Below are 19,711 nucleotides of genomic sequence, written 5' to 3' on the forward strand. Positions count from 1 at the left end.
CCCGTCACCCAGGCACGAGCCTCAGCGCCAGGGCAGGACAGGCGCCGACCGCACGTCGGGCGTGCGGCACCAGGTCGTCGCCGATCTCGGGGGTGTCGATGACCGGGAAGCCCCACTCGTCGAGGCCGACCTTCTCGGGGAGGAGGCGCGCGCACAGGCCGTGGCCGTCGCAGCGGGTCCAGTCCACCTCGATCCTCATGACGCACTCCGTACGGCGGGGGCTGGACCGGTCGGCAGCTCCTGCAGCCACGGTCGTCCGCACGTCCCGTGTCGCCGGTGTTCCTCGACCTCGGCGGTCATCGTCGTGAGCGCCGTCCGGATGAACATCGCGGCGCCGTCGGGATGCGCGCAGGCGCCCCGACCGGGCAGCTGGGCGACGCGTCGGTCGAGGTCGGCCGTCGACGGTCGACCGTGCAGCAGCGCGTACGCGTCGCGCGCGACGGCCGGGAGCCCGAAGAAGCACGGACCGCACTGCCCGGCCGACTGGCCGGCGAGCCAGGTGCTGACCGCCACGACCTCGGCAAGCGCGCAGGTGTCGTTCGACAGCCGGGCGACAACGCCCGCGTTGAGAGGCAGCCCCGCCTCCCGGAGCCCGGGTCGCTCCACCCGCAGGTCACGGATGTCGCTGACCCAGCTGCCGTGGTAGCCACCGATCAGCACCGGTCGCGGGTCCGTGTCCTGGCCGGGCAGCAGCGCCGCCAGGGGCAGCCCCGTCGGGACCTCGACCACGCCCGGGCCCGAGACGTCACCGACCAGGGTGAGCAGGGTGGTCCCCGGCTCGGCGGCGCTGCCGATCGCGGCGTACCCGTCGGCACCGAGTGAGCTCAGCAGGGCGAGCTGGGCGAAGGTCTCGACGTTCGACGCGAACGTCGGGGCGCCTCCGACGCCGCTCTCGTGGGGCAGCACGCGCCGCCCGGGCGGCACGGCCGGAGCGCCGTCGACCAGTCGGATCGCGGCGCGCACCTCGCCCGAGACGAACCCGCCCGCGTGCGCGACCACCCGGACCCGGGAGGCGTCGCTCCGCTCGCGGACCGCACGCGTCAACGCGTCCGTGGCCCCGGGGTCGTGGACCAGCACGGTGACGTGGCGCGTGTCGAGGGCACGCGCCACGAGCAGGGCGCCGTCGAGCACGAGGTGCGGTGCCTGACGCATCAGGGTGCGGTCCTTCTGGCTGGCGGGCTCGCTCTCCGACCCGTTGACCAGGACCTGGACGGCTCGGCCCCGAGGCATCGCCGCGAGCTTGGTCGCGACCGGGAAGCCGGCGCCGCCGCGACCGAGCAGGCGCACCTGCTGGGCGAGGCCGACGAGCTCGTCCTGGTTGCGGTGCCGGGGTGTCCCGGCGGGAGCCGTCAGCAGTCGGGAGACGGTCGGGTGGGTCTCGAGCATCGTCATCGGACTCCTCCGGTGGTGAGCTGGCGGCGGGCCGCCGCCAGGGGCGAGGTGGACTCGTGGCGGTCGGCGACGACGAGGCGGGCGACCAGGGCACCCGCGACCGCGGCGGCGCACCCGGCGTACAGGACCCAGGTCCACCAGCGGCCCGTGTCGGTGCCGGCGAGGATCCCGTGTCCCAGGGAGAGCAGCCACACGACGTACGCCGACGCGTGGAGCGCCCGCCAGTGCCGCGCGGAGCGGGCCGAGGCGGCCAGACGGCCTCGGGCGGCCCCGCTGACCGCGACCGCGGCCAGGCTGTACGCCGCGAGGGTGCCGAGCCCGAGCGCGAAGCCGCGGTAGCCGGCCGTGAACGGCACCAGCGCGCCGGGCACGGACAGGTCGACGAAGCTGTCGGTGACGACGAGCACGACGTGCAGCCCGAGCATCGCGACGGTCACGACGGCCGCAGAGCGGTGGGCGAGCTGACGGAGGACGCGCCGGTCACGGGAGCGGTCGTCGGCCCGATGACCGGTGGAGGCGAGCGCGCCGAGCACGACCGACCCGGTTGCGGCGAGGAACGCGATGAGGCCGGCGGCGCGGGCGAGGTACCAGAGCGTCATGCCACGGCCCTCGTGTCCTCGGGCCAGGCGCCGACGGTGACGACGTGACCGTGCCGGTCGACCAGACGGGCGTCGATCCCGACGTCGGACAGGCGGTCCGCGGCCGACTCGCCCCACACGAGCGCGGCCGTGCTCCAGGTGTTCGCCTCGACGGCGGTGGGCGCCCAGACGGTGGCGCTGCGCAGGTCGCCGGTCACCGGCCGCGCCGTCCTGGGGTCGATGACGTGGTGCTCCGGACCGCGGTCGGAGACCCAGCTGCGGGCCAGGACCGACGACGTGGCGAGCCCGCCGTGCGTCAGGTCGACCCGGTACGTCGGACCGCCCAGCACCTCCGCCACGTCGATCCGCCAGGGCCGGGCCAGGTGGCCGGCGACGGCGAGGTCGCCGCCGATCTCCACGAGGGTGGCGACCCCGAGCCGGGCGTGGACCCGCCGGGCCGCCTCGTCGGCGGTCCAGGCCTTGGCGGTCGCACCGAGGTCCAGCCGGACGCCGGCGGGCACGCCGACCCGGTGCAGCCTCCGGTCGACCGCGACCGACCTCCAGTCGGAGCCCGCACGGGCGGCCGTCGTCGTCCGCACCCGTCGTCGGACGACCTCGATGTCGTCGTCGTACCCGGCCGCCAGGAGGTGGGCGCCGACCGTGGGGTCGACCGCCCCGTGGGTGCGGCGGGCGGCCGCGAGGGCGATGTCGGTCAGCTCGACGGTCAACGAGCGGACCGGGACGAGCGAGCCGCCGGCCGCGTTCACCTCGGCCAGGTCGGAGTCGTCGCGGAACCTGCTGACGGACTCGGACACCGCGGCCATGAGCTGCTGCACGACCCGCCGGGCGGTGGCCAGGTCGTCGGTGGACCCGGTGGCGAGGGTGACCCGGACCCGGCAGGACCAGTCCGACCACACGGTGCTCGTGCTCATGACGACTGGGTCCCGCCGTCGGAGCTGCCCGAGCTGGTCGACGACCCGACTCCGCTGCCGGTCGAGCTCCCGGAGCTGTTCGATGATGTCGTCGAGGAGCCGGACGAATCGGACGAGCTGGTCGAGTCGGACGTCGTGCCACCGTTGTCGGTCGTGCCGGAGGCCGCCTGCTGGGTCGTGGTGGCGACCGCCAGGGTGAGGAGCCCGGTCCCGGCCAGGGCGCCGAGGGCGATGCCTGCGGTGCGGGTCCGGGCCCGTCGGAGGAGCGAGGAGCGGCTGTTGTCGGTCATGGCAACAGCGTGCGTGGCCCTGGCTCAGACGGACGGAAACCGCTGCTCAAATCGAGGTCAAAACAACCTGTCAGGCAGCAGTCACGAGCCTGCTCAGCGCGGTCCGAGCACCAGGCGCACGACCGACCATCCGTCGACGGTCAGGAGCTCGAGGCGACCACCCGACGCCTCGGCGCAGCTCCGGGCGATGTCCAGGCCGAGCCCCGTCGAGCCCCGGTCGCTGCGGCCGCGGCCGACCGCCCCCGGTGGGACACCCGGGCCGCGGTCGCGGACGTCGACGTGGACGGCCCCGCCGGGACCGCGGGCCACGACGACGGAGATCGCCGTGCCCTCGTCGGTGTGCGCGACGGCGTTCTCGAGCAGCGCGTCGAGCGCAGAGCCCAGGTCGGCGGCCGCTGCCCGGACCTCGGGCAGCCCGTCCTCGATGTCGAGCGCCACGTCGCGTCCCTGGTCCTCCGCGAGGGGAGCCCAGAACTCGAAGCGGTCGCGGGCGGCCGCCGCGGGGTCGCAGTGCGCCACCGCGCCCTCGCGCTGCGGCCGGCGTGCGGCGTGGATGACGGCGGTCAGGGTGCGCTCGACCTGGGTGAGATGGGCCTCCAGCTCGTCCTTGCGCTCGGACTCGGGCAACGACTCGACGTCGAGCCGGACAGCGGTGAGGGGCGTCCTCAGTCGGTGCGAGAGGTCGGCGACCGTCTCGCGCTCCGCGACGAGCAGCTCGTCGATGCGGTCGGCCAGCCGGTTGAGCGCCGCGCCGACGCGGCGTACCTCCTCCGGGCCGCCGTCGGGCACCCGGGCCGTCAGGTCCCCGTCGCTGAGCCGGTCTGCGGTCTCGGCGGCGGCCGAGAGGTGGCGGACCAGGCGGCGGGTGACGAGCTCGCCGGCACCCGCAGCGGCCAGGAGCAGCACGATGGCAGCGCCGCCGAGGAGCAGGGTCCCCTCGAGCACCGTCTGCCGGACCTGGGAGTCGGGTGCGAGCGCCGCGACCCAGACCGGCCCGTCGGACGTCGAGACCTGGATGACCACGAGCTCCCCGCCGTCGACGGGCCGGGTCTGCGCCTGCGACGTCGGCCGCAGGTCGCCGTAGCGGTTGTCGCTGTCACCGTCGTTGTCCCTGACGCCCCCGCGACGGCCGTCCCCATCGGGGTCGGACTCATCGAGACCGGGCACCGACGCGCCGACGCTGGTGCCGTCGGGCAGCACCACCTCGACCGGGTAGGTGTCGCTGCGGTCGTTGATCCGCTTGACGTAGTCGCTCAGCGCATCGGCGTCGACGGCTCCGGTGCTGACGTAGTCGGCGACGCCTTGGGCGACGTCGGTCGCGCTCTGACGGGTGTCCTCGGTCGCCGACTGGTGCAGCAGCAGCACGAGCGGTACGGCGAACAGCGCCAGGACCGCCGCCGCGGTCCCGACGGTGAGCGCGAGGATCCGGGCCCGCAGGCTCATCGCTCGCCGGGATCGACGAGCTTGACGCCGACACCGCGCACACTCTGGAGGTAGCGCGGCTCGGCGGCGGTCTCGCCGAGCTTGCGACGCAGCCACGAGAGGTGGACGTCGACGGTGCGGTCCGCGCCACCCCAGGGCATCTGCCACACCTCGGCCAGCAGCTGTCGCTTGCTGACCACCTCACCGACGCGCGACGCCAGCGCCAGGAGGAGGTCGAACTCCTTGCGGTTCATGGTGATCTCGCGGCCCTCGAACACCACCGAGCGGGCGACCGGGTCGATGGCGAGGTCCCGCACCACGACCCGTGGGTCGGTCGGCGTCGCCGGCGTCGTACGACGCAGCACCGCCCGGATCCTGGCCATTGCCTGGCCGGCGGAGAAGGGTTTGATCAGGTAGTCGTCGGCACCCGCGTCGAGGAGGCGCACGATCTCGCGCTCGTCGTCGCGCGCGGTCGCGATGATCACCGGGACCGTGCTGCTGGCCCGGATCAGCGCGAGCACGTCGGCACCGTCGAGGTCCGGCAGCCCGAGGTCGAGCATCACCGCCTCGGGTCGGTCGACCGGCAGCGTCTTGATCGCGTCGACCGCGTTGGACACCGCCGTCACCGTGGCGCCTTGCTCGGTGAGGCCTCGGGTCAGCGCCTTGCGGATGGCATCGTCGTCCTCGACGACCAGGATGCGCACCATGGCGGCAGAGTAGCCGTCAGCCGCCACTGGAGGAGCCCGCGTCTGACCACGCAGCCTGGGCGCCGCTGTGCCCGATCCGCGCCACCTGCACCCCGGTGCCGATCGCGGCGAGCACCGCGAGCACGCCGACCCCGGTGACGAGCACCGGCGGCCACGGGCGCTTCGGCGCAGCCGTTTCGCGTGGGGTCCGGGTCAGCCACCAGAACCCCGCGGCCAGGACGAACAGCGCGATCGTGAACGGCAGCAGCTGGTCGCCCAGCTCGGCGTGCCGCTCGATCAGGGCGTTGTGCGGGAGGTCGTGCTCGAGGTTCTCGCCGGTCGCGGTCGAGAGCGGTGTCAGCACCAGCGCGACCAGGCTCACCCCGGCCGGCAGGGGACCTGCCCAGGCGCGGAACCTCGGCCAGCACACCGCCAGCACCACCAGCAGCACCGCGAGCGGCACGAACACCACCGTGGCGTGGACCAGCAGGGGGTGCACCGGGAGGCCGAACATCGTCGAAGGCATCGTCACGTCCTGTCGTACGGCGCGCCCGTCGCGCGCCGACCGGGCCCGAGCCTCCGGTCCGCGAGGTCAGGTAGGCGCCAACGAGACCTCAAATCTGCGTCAAATGAGCCGTCACACGACCCGTGGGAAATGCACGAAGCCCCTGACCTGCTCGTGCAGGTCAGGGGCTTGGCGCTCTGGGGTGAGTAACGGGACTCGAACCCGCGACATCCGCCACCACAAGGCGGCGCTCTACCAGCTGAGCTATACCCACCAAGGCCGGTCCCGGAGGACCGAGGAGAAAGTGTAGGGGAACTACTCGCCGTTCGTGGAATCGGACTGGGCGGCGGGACGCTCGTCGCCGGTGAGACCGGTCAGGGCGCCGCCGTGACGCGCGGCGATCGCCCGCGCGGCCTCGCTCTCCGGGCCCGGCGAGGGCACGAAGACGGCCTCGCGGTAGTAGCGCAGCTCCTCGATGCTCTCCTGGATGTCGGCGAGCGCACGGTGGTTGCCGCGCTTCGCGGGCGCCTGGAAGTACGCGCGAGGGAACCAGCGCCGCGACAGCTCCTTGATCGACGACACGTCGACGATCCGGTAGTGCAGGAAGGTCTCGAGGGTCGGCATGTCGCGCGCCAGGAACGCCCGGTCGGTGGCGACGGTGTTGCCGGCGAGCGGGGGCCGGCTGCCCTCGGGGCAGTGCTCCTTGATGTAGGCGAGCACGCGCTCCTCGGCCTCCTCGAGGGTGACCCCGGAGTCGAGCTCGGCCGACAGGCCCGACTTGGCGTGCATCTCGCGCACGAAGTCGTTCATCTGGTCGATCGCCTCGGGCGGTGGCTTCACGATGATGTCGATGCCCTCGCCGAGCACGTTGAGCTCGAAGTCGGTGACCAGGGCCGCGACCTCGATGAGCGCATCGGCGCCGAGGTCGAGCCCGGTCATCTCACAGTCGATCCAGACGAGTCGGTCGTTCACGAGACGCCACCCTACGCCGAGGAGCCCCGGGGCCAGTCGGCCCCGGGGCTCCCGGACGTCGTTCGCGGCGGTGCCGACTAGCGGTAGTAGACCTCGGCGCGACGGTTCTTCCAGGCGGTGCTGCTGACCGGCTGCTGCATCGCCATCGCGACCTCCGAGACGACCTTCGACTTCACGCCGAGCTCGTCGAGGAAGCCCACGGTGGCCCGGGCGCGGCGCGCCGCGAGGGCCCGCGAGGACGCGCTGTTGCGACCCGGTCCGAAGGTGTGCCCGTAGACGACCACGAGGTCGGCCTTGGCCAGCATCGGCGCGACCTTGCGCAGGGTCGCGCGACCGTCGTCGGTCAGCCGTGCGGAGTTGAACGCGAAGTAGACGGTCGCGCCCAGGTCGAGGCTGTGCTGGGTGCCCGCGGGCTTCGCCGGCACAGTGACCTTGACGGCGTCGGTGCGGACGACGTCACCGCCGTTGCGGACCTCGATGCGGCACACGCCGCCGTCGATCAGCGCGACGTCGCCGTCGGCCGCGCGGCAGACGGCCGCCGGCGTGGCGACGACGCGGTACGACGACTCGCCCTTGCCCAGCACGCCGAGCAGGTCGGTCGCCCGGGCCGTGGCCGGGACGCGGGGGAAGCCCCACACCGGGAAGGACGCCGCAACGGCGTCCGCGCCGGCCTGGGTGGCGCGCAGGCGGCAGCTGCCGGGCCCGGTCAGGCGGACGGCGCCGGCCTCGGTCACGCGGCAGACCTTCGGGCTCAGCGGCTGCACGGCGATCGCGCCGGCAGCGGTCGAGGTGGCCTTGACCGCCGCCGTACCGGCCGACAGGGGCAGGCCCGACGGGACCTTCAGCGTCAGCACGGCCCGGTCGGCGGGTGCCGCCGGGACCTCGGGCAGCGGCAGGACCTGGAAGGCCTGGGTCCGGGGGTCGGCGGCCAGGTAGTAGCCCGCCTCGGGGGCGTCGGCCTGCACCGAGCAGGTACCCGGAGCCACGAGGACGGCGGTGGCGCCGGAGATCGTGCAGACGGCCGGCGTGGTGCTGGTGTAGACCACGACGTTCGGCGGGGAGGGGATCCGGGCGGCGACGCGCACCGGCGCGGTGGACACCGTCGCGAGGAGCGGCACGGGCCCCTGGTCGACGCGGGTGTCGGCGAGCGGCGGGAAGTCGATCTCCTGCGGGATGCCGCAGCCGCCGCGGGCGACCGCACCGGTGCGGCACATCGCGTTGGCGGTCGCGGGCGTGAGCGCGAGGATCGCCCCGGTCAGGGCGGTGAGGACGAGCAGGATGAGCCCGCGGCGACGCCGGGGCGCGGAGGTGCGAAGCATGGAGTCTCTCTCTGGATAGGTAGGTCCTGCAGATCGGCGCAGACCGGCCCGGAATGAGGAGTCGGCCACGAGTCGGGGCCGAGATCAGGGACCTTCGCCTCTCAGACACGCCTCAGCCTCAGCCCCTAGGGTCGGAGCCGTGAAGGAATGGGTCGGCCTCCTGCTGCGCGTCGTCGTCGGCGGGGTCTGGATCTTCGCGGCGGCACTGAAGCTGCCGGACCCGGCGCAGAGCGTCGCCGCGGTCCGCGCCTACCAGCTGCTGCCCGCCAGCCTCGTGACCCCGGTCGGCCAGCTGCTGCCGGTGATCGAGATGGTCGTCGGCGTGATGCTGGTGATCGGGCTGCTGACCCGCGGCGCCGCCGTGATCTCCGCGATCCTCTTCGTCGCCTTCATCATCGGCATCGCCTCGGTGTGGGCGCGGGGGATCAACATCGACTGCGGCTGCTTCGGCGGCGGTGGCGCCGATCCCGATGCTGCGTCCCAGTACCCGTGGGAGATCGCCCGCGACGTCGCCCTGCTGGGCGCCTCCCTGTTCCTCGTCTGGCTGCCGTCGACCCGGCTGTCGCTGGACGCTGCTCTGTTCCGCCGTACGCCCGTGTCCGAAGGATCCTGATGTCGAAGAAGAACCGCACCAACGACCGCGCCGCCCGCGCCGCTGCCGCGCTCGCCCAGCAGCAGCGCGAGGAGGCCCGCCGCCGCAACCTGATGATCGGCGGCGTCGTCGGCGTCATCCTGCTGATCGTGATCGGCGGCTACTTCCTCGCTCGCAACCTCGACACCACCAAGGACGTGACTGCCGAGCCGGCGAGCTCGAGCAGCGACCTCGGCCTGACCATCGGGCCGGACAGCGCACCCAACAAGGTCGTCGTCTACGAGGACTTCCTCTGCCCCTACTGCGGCGACTTCGAGGCCGCCAGCCGCGACGACCTCGCCCAGCTGGCCAAGGACGGCAAGGTGCAGGTGGAGTACCGCCCCTTCAACTTCCTGGTCAGCCTCGGTGACTACTCGGCCCGCTCGGCGGGCGCGTTCTCGATCGTGCTCGACAAGTCCGGCTCCGACGTCGCCAAGAAGTTCCACGACCTGCTCTACGAGAACCAGCCCGACGAGAAGGGCCCGTTCCCGAAGAACGACGAGCTCGCCGACCTGGCCGTCAAGGCCGGAGCCGACGACGCCGCCGTCCGCGACGCCATCGTCAACAACGACGGCCAGGACTGGGTCGACAAGGCCACGCAGGCCGCGGCGTCCGCCGGGGTCGCGAGCACGCCGACGGTGCTGCTCAACGGCGAGGTCTTCCAGGACGGGCGCACCCAGGAGGACATCGCGAAGAACCTGATCGCGAAGCTGCAGTAGGGCCTGCAAGGATCGGCGGATGCCTCCCACGTCTGTGTCCTCCGACTTCATCGCCCGCCTGCCCAAGGCGGAGCTGCACGTGCACCACGTCGGCTCCGCCTCCCCGCGGATCGTGTCCGAGCTCGCGGCGCGGCACCCGGGCTCGGTGCCGAGCGACCCCGACGAGCTGCGACGCTTCTTCGAGTTCCGCGACTTCGGCCACTTCATCGAGGTCTACCTCTCCGTCGTCGGCCTGATCCGGACGCCGGAGGACATCCGCTACCTCACGCACGAGGTCGGCAGGGAGATGGCGACTGAGCAGGGTCTGCGGTACGCCGAGCTGACGTGCACGCCGTACACCTCGGTGCGCCCGGACAGCGACGAGCTGGGCATGCCGATCGAGGCCTACACCGAGGCGATCGAGGACGCGCGTGTCGCGGTCGAGCGCGACTTCGGGCTCGTGCTGCGCTGGATCTACGACATCCCGGGGGAGTCGGGCCTGCCGGCGGCCGACGCGACGCTGGGCTACGCGCTCGACCACGGACCCGACGCGCTGGTCGGCTTCGGCCTCGGTGGGCCCGAGGTGGGGGTGCCGCGTCCGCAGTTCCAGCCGCACTTCGACGCCGCCCGCGCCGCGGGGCTGCACAGCGTGCCGCACGCCGGTGAGACGACCGGCCCGGAGACCGTCTGGCACGCGCTGCGGCTGCTCGGCGCCGAGCGGATCGGCCACGGCACGTCGTCCGCGCAGGACCCGGCGCTGCTGACCCACCTCGCCGAGACCGGCATCCCGCTCGAGGTGTGCCCGTCCTCCAACATCGCCACCCGCGCGGTGGCGAGCCTCGACGAGCACCCGATCCGGGCGTTCCGCGACGCCGGCGTCACGTTCACGGTGAACTCCGACGACCCGCCGATGTTCGGCACGACGCTCAACCGTGAGTACGAGATCGCCGCGGACCTGCTCGACCTCGACGAGACCGGTGTGGCCGACCTGGCCCGCGCCGCCGTACGCGCGTCGTTCGCGGAGGACGCCGTCAAGGAGCGGATCCTCACCGAGATCGATGAGTACGCCGACCGGTCCTGACGAGAAATGAATGAGGCCCCGCGAGCTCATACCAAGCGGGGCCGTGTCCTTTGTATCCCGCGGTGGCCACCAATCGATGCATTGAGGCGCGTGTCGGGCCGGTCACAGCCGTAAGGTTGGCCGCTATGGGAGAGGGACCAATCCGGGTGGCGGTCGTCAACGACTACGAGATCGTGGTCGCCGGCGTCGCCGCCATGCTCGCGCCGCACCGGGAGCGCATCAGCATCGTCGAGCTCGACTCGAGCCTGCCGGTGGTGAGCGACGTCGACGTGATCCTCTACGACACGTTCGCCGCGATCCAGGGCGACGGCGTCGACCTGGACACCCTCGTCCACGGGGGTGATGCCCGGGTCGTCATCTTCAGCTGGAACATCGACGACGAGCTGGTGCGCGCGGCCATCCAACGCGGTGCCGCCGGCTACCTCTCCAAGGGGCTCGAGGCCGAGGAGGTCGTCGCGGGTATCGAGGCGGTGCACCGGGGCGAGACCGTCACGCCGACAGAGTCGGCCGTGGCGGACCGGTCCGCGGCCGGCGAGTGGCCGGGACGGGAGCTCGGGCTGAGCGCGCGCGAGGCGGAGGTCCTGGCGCTGATCACCCAGGGACTCAGCAACCAGGAGATCGCCGAGCGCACCTACCTGTCGATCAACTCGGTCAAGACCTACATCCGCACGGCCTACCGCAAGATCGACGTCACCCGCCGGTCGCAGGCGGTCGCCTGGGGGATGCGGCACGGCTTCGAGCCGGACCGGATGCGCAGCGTGGTGCCGCCCGCCCACCGCTGATCAGCGCAGCTGGCGCAGGTAGTCGGCGGTCGTGCGCACGTCACGCAGCCGGCTCTCCCAGGTGATGCCGACGACGGTGAGCAGGGTGCCGGCGATCCCGATCAGGACCCACTGCGGCACCGTCGCGGCGTACGGCGCGAGCTCGCGCAGCACCAGCACGGCGCCGACCGCCGACCCGCCGACGAGCGGAGCGCTCCAGCGGAGCCGGGTGCCGACGAGCGCCAAGGTCAGGCAGGCGCCGCCGAGCAGCACCGCCCGGGACGACACCGGGTCCACGAGCACCCACAGCAGCGAGGGCACGGTGGCGAGCACCAGTCCGGGCCCGAGTACGTGCCGGGTCGACGCCGTCGGGTTCCGGTGCAGCTGGACCAGGCCGAGGACGATCAGCGCCGCCGCGCTCGGCAGCGTGTAGGGCTCGGGCGCCTGGACGCCGAGGTCGGCGAGCCGGACCCAGGTCGCGGCCGCCAGCAGGGCGCCCCCCGGCCAGCCGAGCAGCCGTCGGTCGGGGTGCACCAGGGCGCTCGCGGTGACCAGGGCGCCTGCGACCGTGAGGTGGACGGCCAGCGAGGTGGTCGGATCGCCGGCCGCGGCGACCGCGCCTGCCGCGGCCACCAGGCCGGCGGCGCAGGCGCCGACCTCGACCTCCGGGGCGGCGAGGACGATCGCCAGCAGCCCGACCACCATCAGCACCGGGACCCCGCTCCACGCGGCGGACACCCCGGTCGCCGCCAGCGCGGACCAGACCAGGGCGCCGGCGGCGACCGGCAGCACCAGGCCGCCGGCCTCCTCGGCGCCGTCGAACTCCCCGCGCCAGCGGACCGCGACGGCGATCGCGACGACCAGCGCCGCGACGAGCGCTGTGAGGCCGGCGCTCGGCAGGGCGATGATGCCGGCCGCCAGCAGGAAGGCCCCAGCCGCCCCGGCCTCGACCGGCCCACGCCGTACGGCGGCGAGCGCGACCCCGATGAGGGCGAGGGCGGCCGCGACGACCCAGATCGGCACGGGGTGGAGCGCCAGGGTGCCCACGGCCCCGGCGGCGACGGTGGCGATGCCGGCGACCACGCGCCCCGCCGTACGCCGCACCAGCGCCAGGAGCGCAGCGACCAGGGCCGCGACGCCCACGGCCAGCAGCCACGGCGACGCCGCGAGGGCTGGGTCGTCGAGCCGTAGGCCGAGGGATCCGGCGAAGGGGGACGTGGTCTCGAGAGCGTTGGCCGCCGCCTCCGGCGCCAGCACGAGGACCACTCCTGCGAGCGGGAGCGCGCCCAGCGCCATCGAGGCGACCGGCACGCTCCGCCAGCTCGTCGGGGTCGCCACGGCGACGACGGTCCAGACGGCCAGCGTGGCGAGGCCGGCGAGGGCGAGCGCCGTCACGCCCTCGTCCAGCGCCGGGACCGAGACCGAGAAGGTGAGCATCGCGACGGCCACGGTGACCAGGGCCCGCACCAACGCGTCGTGGGTGCGGTCGACCAGGAGCGGGAGCAGGAGCAGGAGCGCGGCGACCACGAACGGGTAGCCGTGCCCGTCCAGCCACAGCGCGCGCCAGGTGGTGTGGTCGACGGCCTCGCCCAGCCCGGAGACCGCGAACCCGAGCCACCAGGTCGTGCCAGCGGCGGCCGCGAGGAGCCAGAGGACCTCCAGCCCGGCCCTGCGGGTGGTGGCGGCCAGGGCGGCGTACGCCACCACGACGAGGGCGGCGACCAGCTGCGGTCGCTCGGTCGTGGCCGCGACCCCGAGGCCGAGACCTGAGAGCGCAAGGACAGCGACCAGCTGCGTGGCCACGAGACGGGTGGACAGGCTCAGTGCGAGTGCAGCGGTCAGGAGCGTCGCGCTGACGACCGTGACGAGCTCGGCGGTGTCGAGATCGCCGAGCCAGCCGGCGTTGTCGGCGCCGATCACGTCGAGGGTCAGCAGCCCCAGCGAGACCGTCGTCAGCGCCTCGGCGGCGACCCGCAAGCCGCGTCGGCCGAGGACCACACCCAGGCCGCCGCTGACCGCGGTCAGGCCCACCAGCACCGCCGTACGTCCGCCGATGCCGAGCCAGGTCCATGCGACGGCGAGGAAGATCACGGCTGCGACGAGGAGGCAGAGCGCGCCGAGCGAGAGCAGGATCCGCGGCACCGACGCGCCGCTGAGGCCGCGGGCAGGTCGCGGCGGGATCGCCGGTGCCGGGTACGGCGTCCGCTCGACCACCGGCGTCGGGTCCGCTGCGGATACCGCCTGCAGCCGGGCGAGCAGGTCGTCGGCCGTCCGCAGGGTCTGGAGCAGCTCGCTGGCCATCGGGTGAGCCAGATCGAGGCGGCACGCCGGGCAGCGGGACACGCTGACGGGCAGTCGCGAGTCGCAGCTGGGACAGGTGAACGGATCCGCGTAACGAGGCATGCAGTCATTGACCCACCGGGCCCCGATCGCCGGCCTGAGTACGCGTCCTCAGCTGCGCAGCTCGGCTGCCCACTCCTCGAAACCCGGGAACACCCGGTCGGCAGCCGCGAGCAGCTCAGGCCCGCTGCTCTCCGGACCGATCCCGGTCGCCCTCAGCGCGGTCGCGAAGCCGATGCCCAGCACCGCGTGCACGCGCACGGCCATGACGGTGAGCGCGTCCTGGTACCAGATGTAGTTCTCGGCACCGACCCCGAAGTAGAGCTCGTCGAGGGTCTCCAGCGATCGGTGCTCCGGCGTCACGCTGTCGACCCGGGCCTGCGCGAGGCGGTGCCAGATCTCCGCGTCCGCCGGCCGCTGCTCGGCGAGGAAGCAGTAGGACAGGTACGTCGCGACGAGCTCGACCAGCCATCCCTGTGGCACATCGAGGCCCATCTCCCGGGCGTGCAGGTGGCCGAGCTCGTGCACGGCGATCAGGTCGGCGAACCGCTCCGCAGACGCGCGGGAGCCCACCTCGGCGTACGCGTCGACCAGGAAGTTGCCCGCCGGGTCGGCCGGGATGACCAGATCGAACCCGTTGTCGGAGGCGTACGGGATGCCGTAGGGGATCTCATCCCCGCCGAGGGACCAGCCCCGCGCATCGGCCACCACGACCGACGGCGCGAAGTCGGTGCCGAGGTGCCCGGAGAGGAAGGCGTGCGAGTCACCCACCAGCTCCTGGAGCTCGGCCGCCCGGTCCTCGTACCCGACGCTCGCGCGGGTCCTCGGCTCGCCCGCGATCTCCGCCAGCGTCGTCCAGTCGGTCGTCATGGTGCTCCTCAGCGATCGAGATGAGGCGCCCCCGGCAGGACTCGAACCTGCGACCTAGAGATTAGAAGGCTCTTGCTCTATCCAGCTGAGCTACAGGGGCCGGGGGTCGGTGAGGACCCCGCGCAAGGATAGTGGTTTCGAGGCTTCGAGCCTCGCGGACCCGGCACTCGACGATCGCGCCGACAGCTCCCGTAGACCGCGGTCGCGGCGCCCGGGCTGCGCAAGCCGGGCGCCGCGACCCCCCTACCTGGTGCCCAGCATTCCTCCGGAACCGGGAGAAAACAATGACCGAACGGGTGAAGTGTGTGCCGAGGAGGATGAGATCCGAGTCGCGTGCCGCTCCGGCCGTCAGTAGCTCCAGCCGATCAGGTTGTGCGGGTAGATCTGGTTCGCCTTGCCGTCGAGCTTGATGTCGATGTGCAGGTGCGGTCCCGTCACGCAGCCCCGGTCTCCGGAGTAGCCGAGCAGGGTCCCGGCCTGCACGGTCTGTCCGTTGCTCACCGAGAAGCTGCTCAAGTGCGCGTAGTCGAACCGGTAGGCGTGGCCGTCACGACTCGAGTTGACGATCAGGTCCTGCTGGGTGCGCCCGATCGCTGCGGCGACCGGGCACCACGCGGAGGTCACGGCGTACGCCGCCGGGATGCTCACGGTCCCGCCGTACATCGCGTAGACGGGGGTGCCAATCCCGACGGGGAAGTCGTCACCGTTGTGGCCGGAGTAGGTCGTGAGCTTGGCGTGCGGCTGGATCGGGTAGACCCAGCCGTTCATCCCCGGGAGGGTGGTGGTCTGACCGCCGCCTCCGCCGCCTCCGCAGTTGGGCTCGTTCGCGACGAAGCCCAGGATGCCCTTGGGCACGAGGCCGTCCACGGTCGTCTTGAAGTCCGCGTCGGCCACCCAGTCACCCCAGAGGAGCCGGTGCCAGGTCGAGGTCTTGGCGGTGCCCGGCGTCGCACTTCCGTCGACCGCCTGCCCGTTGGTGATGCCGCAGGTGACCGGGAGCCGCGTCCCCACGGGGTAGACCCGGAACTGCGTGCTGGCGAGCGTCGCCTGCGACTGGCTCTGGGTGCCGGACGCGCCGCCGGCCGTCGAGCCGGTGTAGACCGTGATCCAGCCGACCACGTTCGGTGCCCAGACCGCCTTGCCGTTGGCGTCGTAGACGACGAGGTTGCCGTCGTCCTGCAGCACCAGCTGGGTCCCGCCCGAGCCCCACGAGTCGGTGCTCCACTTCGCCGAGCCGCCGTCGTAGACGACGGCGTTGCCGTCGCCCTGCATGGCGGTCCGGAGGCCGGAGCCGTGCGTCCCGGAGGACCACACGGCGGTCGAGTCCTTGTACTCGACGAGGTTGCCGTCGTCCTGCTGGACCAGCGTGTACTGGCCGCTGGGTGAGCGGAGGTACTGCCCGGCCAGCAGCGTCTGGCCGGCACCGAGGGCGCTCGGCACCGCGACCGTCACTGCGGCCGAGGTCACCGACCTGGCCGCGTGACCGGCCTTCGCGCCCGTCACCGTCACGCTGATCGCCGCGCCCTCGTCTGCGAAGCCGACGGCGTACGTCGGCCCGGTCGCGCCGCTCACGGCGGCCCCGGAGCGGCTCCACTGGTAGCGCAGCGTCGTGCGAGGGCTCCAGGTGCCGGGTACGGCGGTCAGGGTCGAGCCGACCGTCGCCGGCCCGGAGATCGTCGGGCTCGGTCCGGCGAGCACACCGGGCGTGACCTTCTTCGCGGCGGAGGCCCTGCTCGCCGTGGCGTAGCCGGCCCTCCGAGCGGTGACGGTGACGTGGATGCGCTTGCCGGACACGGCGGCGGGCAGCTTCCAGGACCTGCCGGTCGCGCCCTTGACCGCGTGGGAACCGACGTACCACTGGTAGGAGAGGCTGGTCGGTCTGGGCGCCCACTTCCGTGGGTTCGCCGTGACCGTCGACCCGACCCGCAGGGTGCCGCTGACCGCCGGGACGGGCTTGGTGGAGAACGACTTGGTCGCCGAGGCCGAGCCGACCGGACCGACCAGGGCCAGGACGACGGCCGACACCACGAGCAACGTCGAGGCTGAGCGCCCCGTCTTCCACCGGAACGACATGTTTCCCCCGCAGCTGCCTCTACGACCCGGACGAGCAGGGAGTCTGTCCGAATCGGTGCGGACGACATGACGGAATCCGGCAACTCGCGCCGGGTGGCCCAGACCGGATCAGGCCGCCGCGTCGGCCAGCGCGGGCTCGTCGACCGGGGCACCGACGGCGGCGTCGGCGAGGGCGGTGCGCAGGCGGCGCTGGGAGAGCGACACCAGGGTGAGCGCGCAGGCCATGGCCGTGACGGTGACCGCGAAGGCAGCGGTGTAGCCGTGGGCGTCGGCGAGCCGACCGGCGGCGCTGGAGCCCAGGGCGTAGCCGACGCCGGTGGCGCTGGCGAGGACGGTCATCGCGGTGGCGACGCGGCCGGGGGAGACGACCCGCTCCGCCAGGGTGAAGACGCCGATCATGAACGGCGCGACCGCGCAGCCGAGCAGGGCGACCGCCGCGACGAGGGCCGGCAGGCTGCCGACGAGGAGCAGCGGCAGCGACAGCACGAGCAGGGCGCCGGCGGCGACCAGGATGCGGCGCTCGGGGCCGAAGCGCTCGGGGATGTACGCCGTGGCGATGCCGGCCAGCGCGCTGCCGAGGCCGAGGGTGGCGTGGACCAGACCGGCGATGCCGGGCTGGCCGACCTCCGTCGCGAGCACGGTCGTGCCGGTCTGGGTGGCGCCGAAGAGCGTCCCGATCAGCAGCTGCGCCGAGACGAGCACGAGGAGGACCGGGGTCACCAGGCGACCGGTGGGCAGAGCGGCGCCCTGGCCGCGGACCACGCGGGCCGTGCGGTGCAGCGCGAACGCCGTGCCGAAGACTGCCAGCAGCGCGGCCGCGAGCAGCAGCGCACCGCCGGGGGAGACCAGCACGACGCCGAGGCCGACCAGGGCCGGGCCGATCGCGAAGGACGCCTCGTCGGCTGCGCCCTCGTAGGAGAACGCCACGTCGACGAGCCGGCGCTGCTGGGCGCCGGTGCGCGAGGTGATCGGCCGCCAGCGCACCCGCGCCAGCGGGCCGACCTGGGGCATCGCGAGACCGGCGAGCGCGGCGGTGCCGACGATCGCTGCGTCCGAGGCGCCCGCGTGGACCAGGGCGACGAGGAGGGTGAGCGAGGCGGCGCCGGCGATGGACTGCACCAGCACCACGTGGCGCTGGCCGACCCGGTCGGCGAGCGAGCCGGCGAACGGCGCACCGATCGCGTTCGCCACGGCCAGGGCGCCGGCGGCGAGACCGCCGAGGCCGTAGCTGCCGGTGGCCTCGGAGACCAGGAGCAGGGTGCCGAGCTGGCTCATCGCGAGCGGCAGCCGGGCGAGGAACGCGACGACGACGTACGGCGTCCCGGCGAGCTCGAAGAGCCGCCGGTAGGAGGCGAGGGGTGACACGGTGGGTGCCTTTCGGGTGCGTCTGTACGACGCGCCGAACCCACCTCCAAGACGCGTGAAACCCTCTGCGCCTCCATCGTACGACGCGCGCGGACGGACGGCCGATTCCCGGACCACTCAGCAGAGCGCCAGTTCTGCCGATCCGTGAACAGGCCGGACCTCCGGTGGGCACCCTGGTGTCCAGACCACTCAGCCGCTCGGGAGGAGCACCATGCGATCAGCCGCCCGCGGCAGCCTCGCGCTGCTGCTCCTCGCGACCCTGCTGACCGTCCCGGTCCCCAGCGCCTCGGCGGCCCGGGAGCCGCTGCTCCCCTCGGTCGAGGTGTGGCAGCAGGCCCAGCCGGCGTACGCCGAGAACCCGACGAACCCGCTCGCCGGGCGACTGTGGGGCGTCTACCAGGGTCCGCAGGACCAGGTCTCCGGCCCGTTCCTGAAGGCGCGCGGCGCCCAGGCGGCGCTGCTCGCGAAGATCGGGCTGCGGCCGCGGACGAAGTGGTTCGGGGGCTGGGTCGCGGACTCCGAGATCCGGACCACGGTGCAGAAGCACATCGCCGCGGCGCAGGCGGGCGACCCGGACAAGCTCGTGCAGATCGCGGTCTTCCGGATGAAGCCGTGGGAGCAGGAGGGCTGCACGCGCCGGTCCACGTCGGCGGAGAAGCGCAGCTACCGCCGGTGGATCAACCAGCTCGCCGCCGGCATCGGGGACACCCCGATGCTCGTGGTGATGCAGCCGGACGGGCCGTTCCTCTGGTGCGTCCCTGACCGGGCCGCGAAGTCCCGGCTGCTGAGCTACGCGACCCAGAAGCTGTCGGCGCTGTCGCGCACCAGCGTCTACATCGACGCCGGTGCCGCGGACTGGTGCCAGAACGGGTACGGCGCCGACCCGGAGCGGTGCGCGGCGCTCCTCGAGCGCACCGGGATCGAGTACGCGCGCGGCTTCGCCCTGGACTCGACCCACTACAACGGCCCGGACGCCAACATCGCCCAGGGCGCGAGCATCGTCGAGATCCTCCAGCGCGACGGGTACGGCGAGAAGCACTTCATCCTCGACACCGCCAAGAGCGGTCGCCCGATGGCGTGGTCGGACGTGATCCCGGCCCGCAAGGGCGACCTCAAGGACAACGCCCGCGTGTGCCGGACCGCGGCCCAGACCCGCTGCGTGACGCTCGGCATCCCGCCGACGACCCGCACCGCGGACGCGATCTGGGGGCTGACGGAGGAGAACCGGACGACGGCTCGTCGCTACGTCGACGGGTTCGTGTGGTTCGGCCGGCCCTGGCTCTACAACCAGGCCGATCCGTTCGTGATGAAGCGGGCGATCACGATGGCCAGGTCGACGCCGTGGCCGGGCCCCCTGCTGCCGACTCCGCTGCCGACCCCCTGAGAGGGATCAGGCCAGCGCCTGGGTGCCGATCAGGGCGGTGACCGCCGAGGTCAGCACCGTGGTGGCGACGACGAAGCCGGCCGTCGCGACCACGCCGACCAGCTTGCGGGCGGGCGTGCCCTCCCGGGGGAAGAGCGCCTGCTTGACGCGGCCGAGCCCGTGGCCGAGGAGCCCGAGCGCGTGCCGGGCCCAGGCGTACTCGAGCGCGAGCAGCGCGAAGCCGAGGGCGATGACGACGAGGCCCGGACCGGGCAGCACCAGCATCGCGATGCCCGCGGCGATGACCAGGGGGCCGGCGATCGTGACCATGACCTTCACCACAACGGCGCGCACCGGGCCGGCGTCCGACCACGAGTCGATGCGGGTCAGCAGCGCCTGGGCGCGCGGGGAGAGCGAGTGGTCAGCGGGCATG

Annotated in this window: 20 protein-coding genes and 2 tRNA genes; 5 read left to right on the forward strand and 17 right to left on the reverse strand. The window is 73.2% G+C overall.

Features of this window, described 5'->3' with window-relative positions; translation table 11 throughout:
- Positions 1-4: 4 nt before the first annotated feature.
- The 11 genes from ASC77_RS13930 to ASC77_RS13980 all read right to left on the reverse strand — a co-directional run bounded on the left by ASC77_RS13930 (position 5) and on the right by ASC77_RS13980 (position 8,096).
- Complete coding sequence (locus ASC77_RS13930) at positions 5-199, reverse strand: ferredoxin (RefSeq protein ID WP_056153686.1); 195 nt, start codon at positions 197-199, stop codon at positions 5-7.
- On the reverse strand, positions 196-1,392 hold the full coding sequence (locus ASC77_RS13935; RefSeq protein WP_056153688.1) for an NADH-ubiquinone oxidoreductase-F iron-sulfur binding region domain-containing protein: 1,197 nt from the start codon (positions 1,390-1,392) through the stop codon (positions 196-198). Before ASC77_RS13935 ends, ASC77_RS13930 begins: the two co-directional genes overlap by 4 nt.
- Positions 1,389-1,991 (reverse strand): hypothetical protein, encoded by a 603-nt coding sequence (locus ASC77_RS13940; protein ID WP_056153691.1) that lies wholly within the window; start codon positions 1,989-1,991, stop codon positions 1,389-1,391. The genes ASC77_RS13935 and ASC77_RS13940 overlap by 4 nt, the downstream gene beginning before the upstream one ends.
- Positions 1,988-2,902, reverse strand: a complete 915-nt coding sequence (locus tag ASC77_RS13945) for an FAD:protein FMN transferase (RefSeq protein WP_056153694.1) — start codon at positions 2,900-2,902, stop codon at positions 1,988-1,990. The genes ASC77_RS13940 and ASC77_RS13945 overlap by 4 nt, the downstream gene beginning before the upstream one ends.
- Positions 2,899-3,192 (reverse strand): hypothetical protein, encoded by a 294-nt coding sequence (locus tag ASC77_RS13950; RefSeq protein WP_056153697.1) that lies wholly within the window; start codon positions 3,190-3,192, stop codon positions 2,899-2,901. The genes ASC77_RS13945 and ASC77_RS13950 overlap by 4 nt, the downstream gene beginning before the upstream one ends.
- Positions 3,193-3,285: 93 nt before the next feature.
- Entirely contained in the window at positions 3,286-4,635 is a 1,350-nt protein-coding gene (locus ASC77_RS13955; protein ID WP_056153702.1) for a sensor histidine kinase, read from the reverse strand.
- The gene (locus ASC77_RS13960) at positions 4,632-5,321 is read right to left on the reverse strand and encodes a response regulator transcription factor (RefSeq protein ID WP_056154174.1); all 690 of its coding nucleotides are present in this window, start codon (positions 5,319-5,321) and stop codon (positions 4,632-4,634) included. The genes ASC77_RS13955 and ASC77_RS13960 overlap by 4 nt, the downstream gene beginning before the upstream one ends.
- Before the next feature lie 16 nt (positions 5,322-5,337).
- Positions 5,338-5,826 (reverse strand): DUF2231 domain-containing protein, encoded by a 489-nt coding sequence (locus ASC77_RS13965; protein WP_082574692.1) that lies wholly within the window; start codon positions 5,824-5,826, stop codon positions 5,338-5,340.
- A gap of 177 nt (positions 5,827-6,003) precedes the next feature.
- Positions 6,004-6,079: transfer RNA gene (locus ASC77_RS13970), tRNA-His, on the reverse strand.
- A 41-nt stretch (positions 6,080-6,120) separates the two neighbouring features.
- A complete protein-coding gene (gene orn / locus ASC77_RS13975; protein WP_056153707.1) occupies positions 6,121-6,777 on the reverse strand; it encodes an oligoribonuclease in 657 nt (218 codons plus the stop codon).
- 77 nt (positions 6,778-6,854) lie between these two features.
- Positions 6,855-8,096, reverse strand: coding sequence for an OmpA family protein (locus ASC77_RS13980; RefSeq protein WP_056153711.1), 1,242 nt, complete (start codon positions 8,094-8,096; stop codon positions 6,855-6,857).
- A gap of 139 nt (positions 8,097-8,235) precedes the next feature.
- Here ASC77_RS13980 and ASC77_RS13985 point away from each other — a divergent pair, with 139 nt between their 5' ends.
- The 4 genes from ASC77_RS13985 (at position 8,236) to ASC77_RS14000 (ending at position 11,288) form a co-directional block, all read left to right on the forward strand.
- Positions 8,236-8,709: a MauE/DoxX family redox-associated membrane protein gene (locus tag ASC77_RS13985; RefSeq protein ID WP_056153715.1), complete on the forward strand. Its 474-nt coding sequence runs from the start codon at positions 8,236-8,238 to the stop codon at positions 8,707-8,709.
- Positions 8,709-9,446 carry a DsbA family protein gene (locus ASC77_RS13990; RefSeq protein ID WP_056153718.1) on the forward strand — a complete coding sequence of 246 codons (738 nt, stop codon included), beginning with the start codon at positions 8,709-8,711 and terminating at the stop codon, positions 9,444-9,446. Before ASC77_RS13985 ends, ASC77_RS13990 begins: the two co-directional genes overlap by 1 nt.
- A 19-nt stretch (positions 9,447-9,465) precedes the next feature.
- Entirely contained in the window at positions 9,466-10,506 is a 1,041-nt protein-coding gene (locus ASC77_RS13995; RefSeq protein WP_056153720.1) for an adenosine deaminase, read from the forward strand.
- 125 nt (positions 10,507-10,631) lie between these two features.
- A complete protein-coding gene (locus tag ASC77_RS14000; RefSeq protein ID WP_056153723.1) occupies positions 10,632-11,288 on the forward strand; it encodes a response regulator transcription factor in 657 nt (218 codons plus the stop codon).
- Here the strand turns inward: ASC77_RS14000 and ASC77_RS14005 are convergent, their stop codons facing one another.
- The 5 genes from ASC77_RS14005 to ASC77_RS14025 all read right to left on the reverse strand — a co-directional run bounded on the left by ASC77_RS14005 (position 11,289) and on the right by ASC77_RS14025 (position 17,915).
- Positions 11,289-13,568, reverse strand: coding sequence for an SCO7613 C-terminal domain-containing membrane protein (locus tag ASC77_RS14005; RefSeq protein WP_056153726.1), 2,280 nt, complete (start codon positions 13,566-13,568; stop codon positions 11,289-11,291). It abuts the gene before it with no gap.
- A gap of 150 nt (positions 13,569-13,718) precedes the next feature.
- Complete coding sequence (locus ASC77_RS14010; RefSeq protein WP_056153729.1) at positions 13,719-14,477, reverse strand: hypothetical protein; 759 nt, start codon at positions 14,475-14,477, stop codon at positions 13,719-13,721.
- 26 nt (positions 14,478-14,503) lie between these two features.
- Positions 14,504-14,577, reverse strand: a tRNA-Arg gene (locus tag ASC77_RS14015).
- Between the two features lie 248 nt (positions 14,578-14,825).
- On the reverse strand, positions 14,826-16,502 hold the full coding sequence (locus tag ASC77_RS14020; protein WP_156391074.1) for a peptidoglycan DD-metalloendopeptidase family protein: 1,677 nt from the start codon (positions 16,500-16,502) through the stop codon (positions 14,826-14,828).
- 156 nt (positions 16,503-16,658) lie between these two features.
- Positions 16,659-17,915, reverse strand: coding sequence for an MFS transporter (locus tag ASC77_RS14025; protein WP_056153735.1), 1,257 nt, complete (start codon positions 17,913-17,915; stop codon positions 16,659-16,661).
- Positions 17,916-18,126: 211 nt separating this feature from the next.
- On the opposite strand from ASC77_RS14025, the gene ASC77_RS14030 reads away from it, so the two are divergent.
- A complete protein-coding gene (locus ASC77_RS14030) occupies positions 18,127-19,299 on the forward strand; it encodes a glycoside hydrolase family 6 protein (protein ID WP_056153737.1) in 1,173 nt (390 codons plus the stop codon).
- Between the two features lie 6 nt (positions 19,300-19,305).
- On the opposite strand, the gene ASC77_RS14035 is transcribed toward ASC77_RS14030, so the two are convergent.
- A complete protein-coding gene (locus ASC77_RS14035; RefSeq protein ID WP_056153740.1) occupies positions 19,306-19,710 on the reverse strand; it encodes a PGPGW domain-containing protein in 405 nt (134 codons plus the stop codon).
- Position 19,711 lies beyond the last annotated feature (1 nt).

This window comes from Nocardioides sp. Root1257 (assembly GCF_001425175.1).
In the GTDB taxonomy this organism is placed as follows: Bacteria; Actinomycetota; Actinomycetes; order Propionibacteriales; family Nocardioidaceae; genus Nocardioides.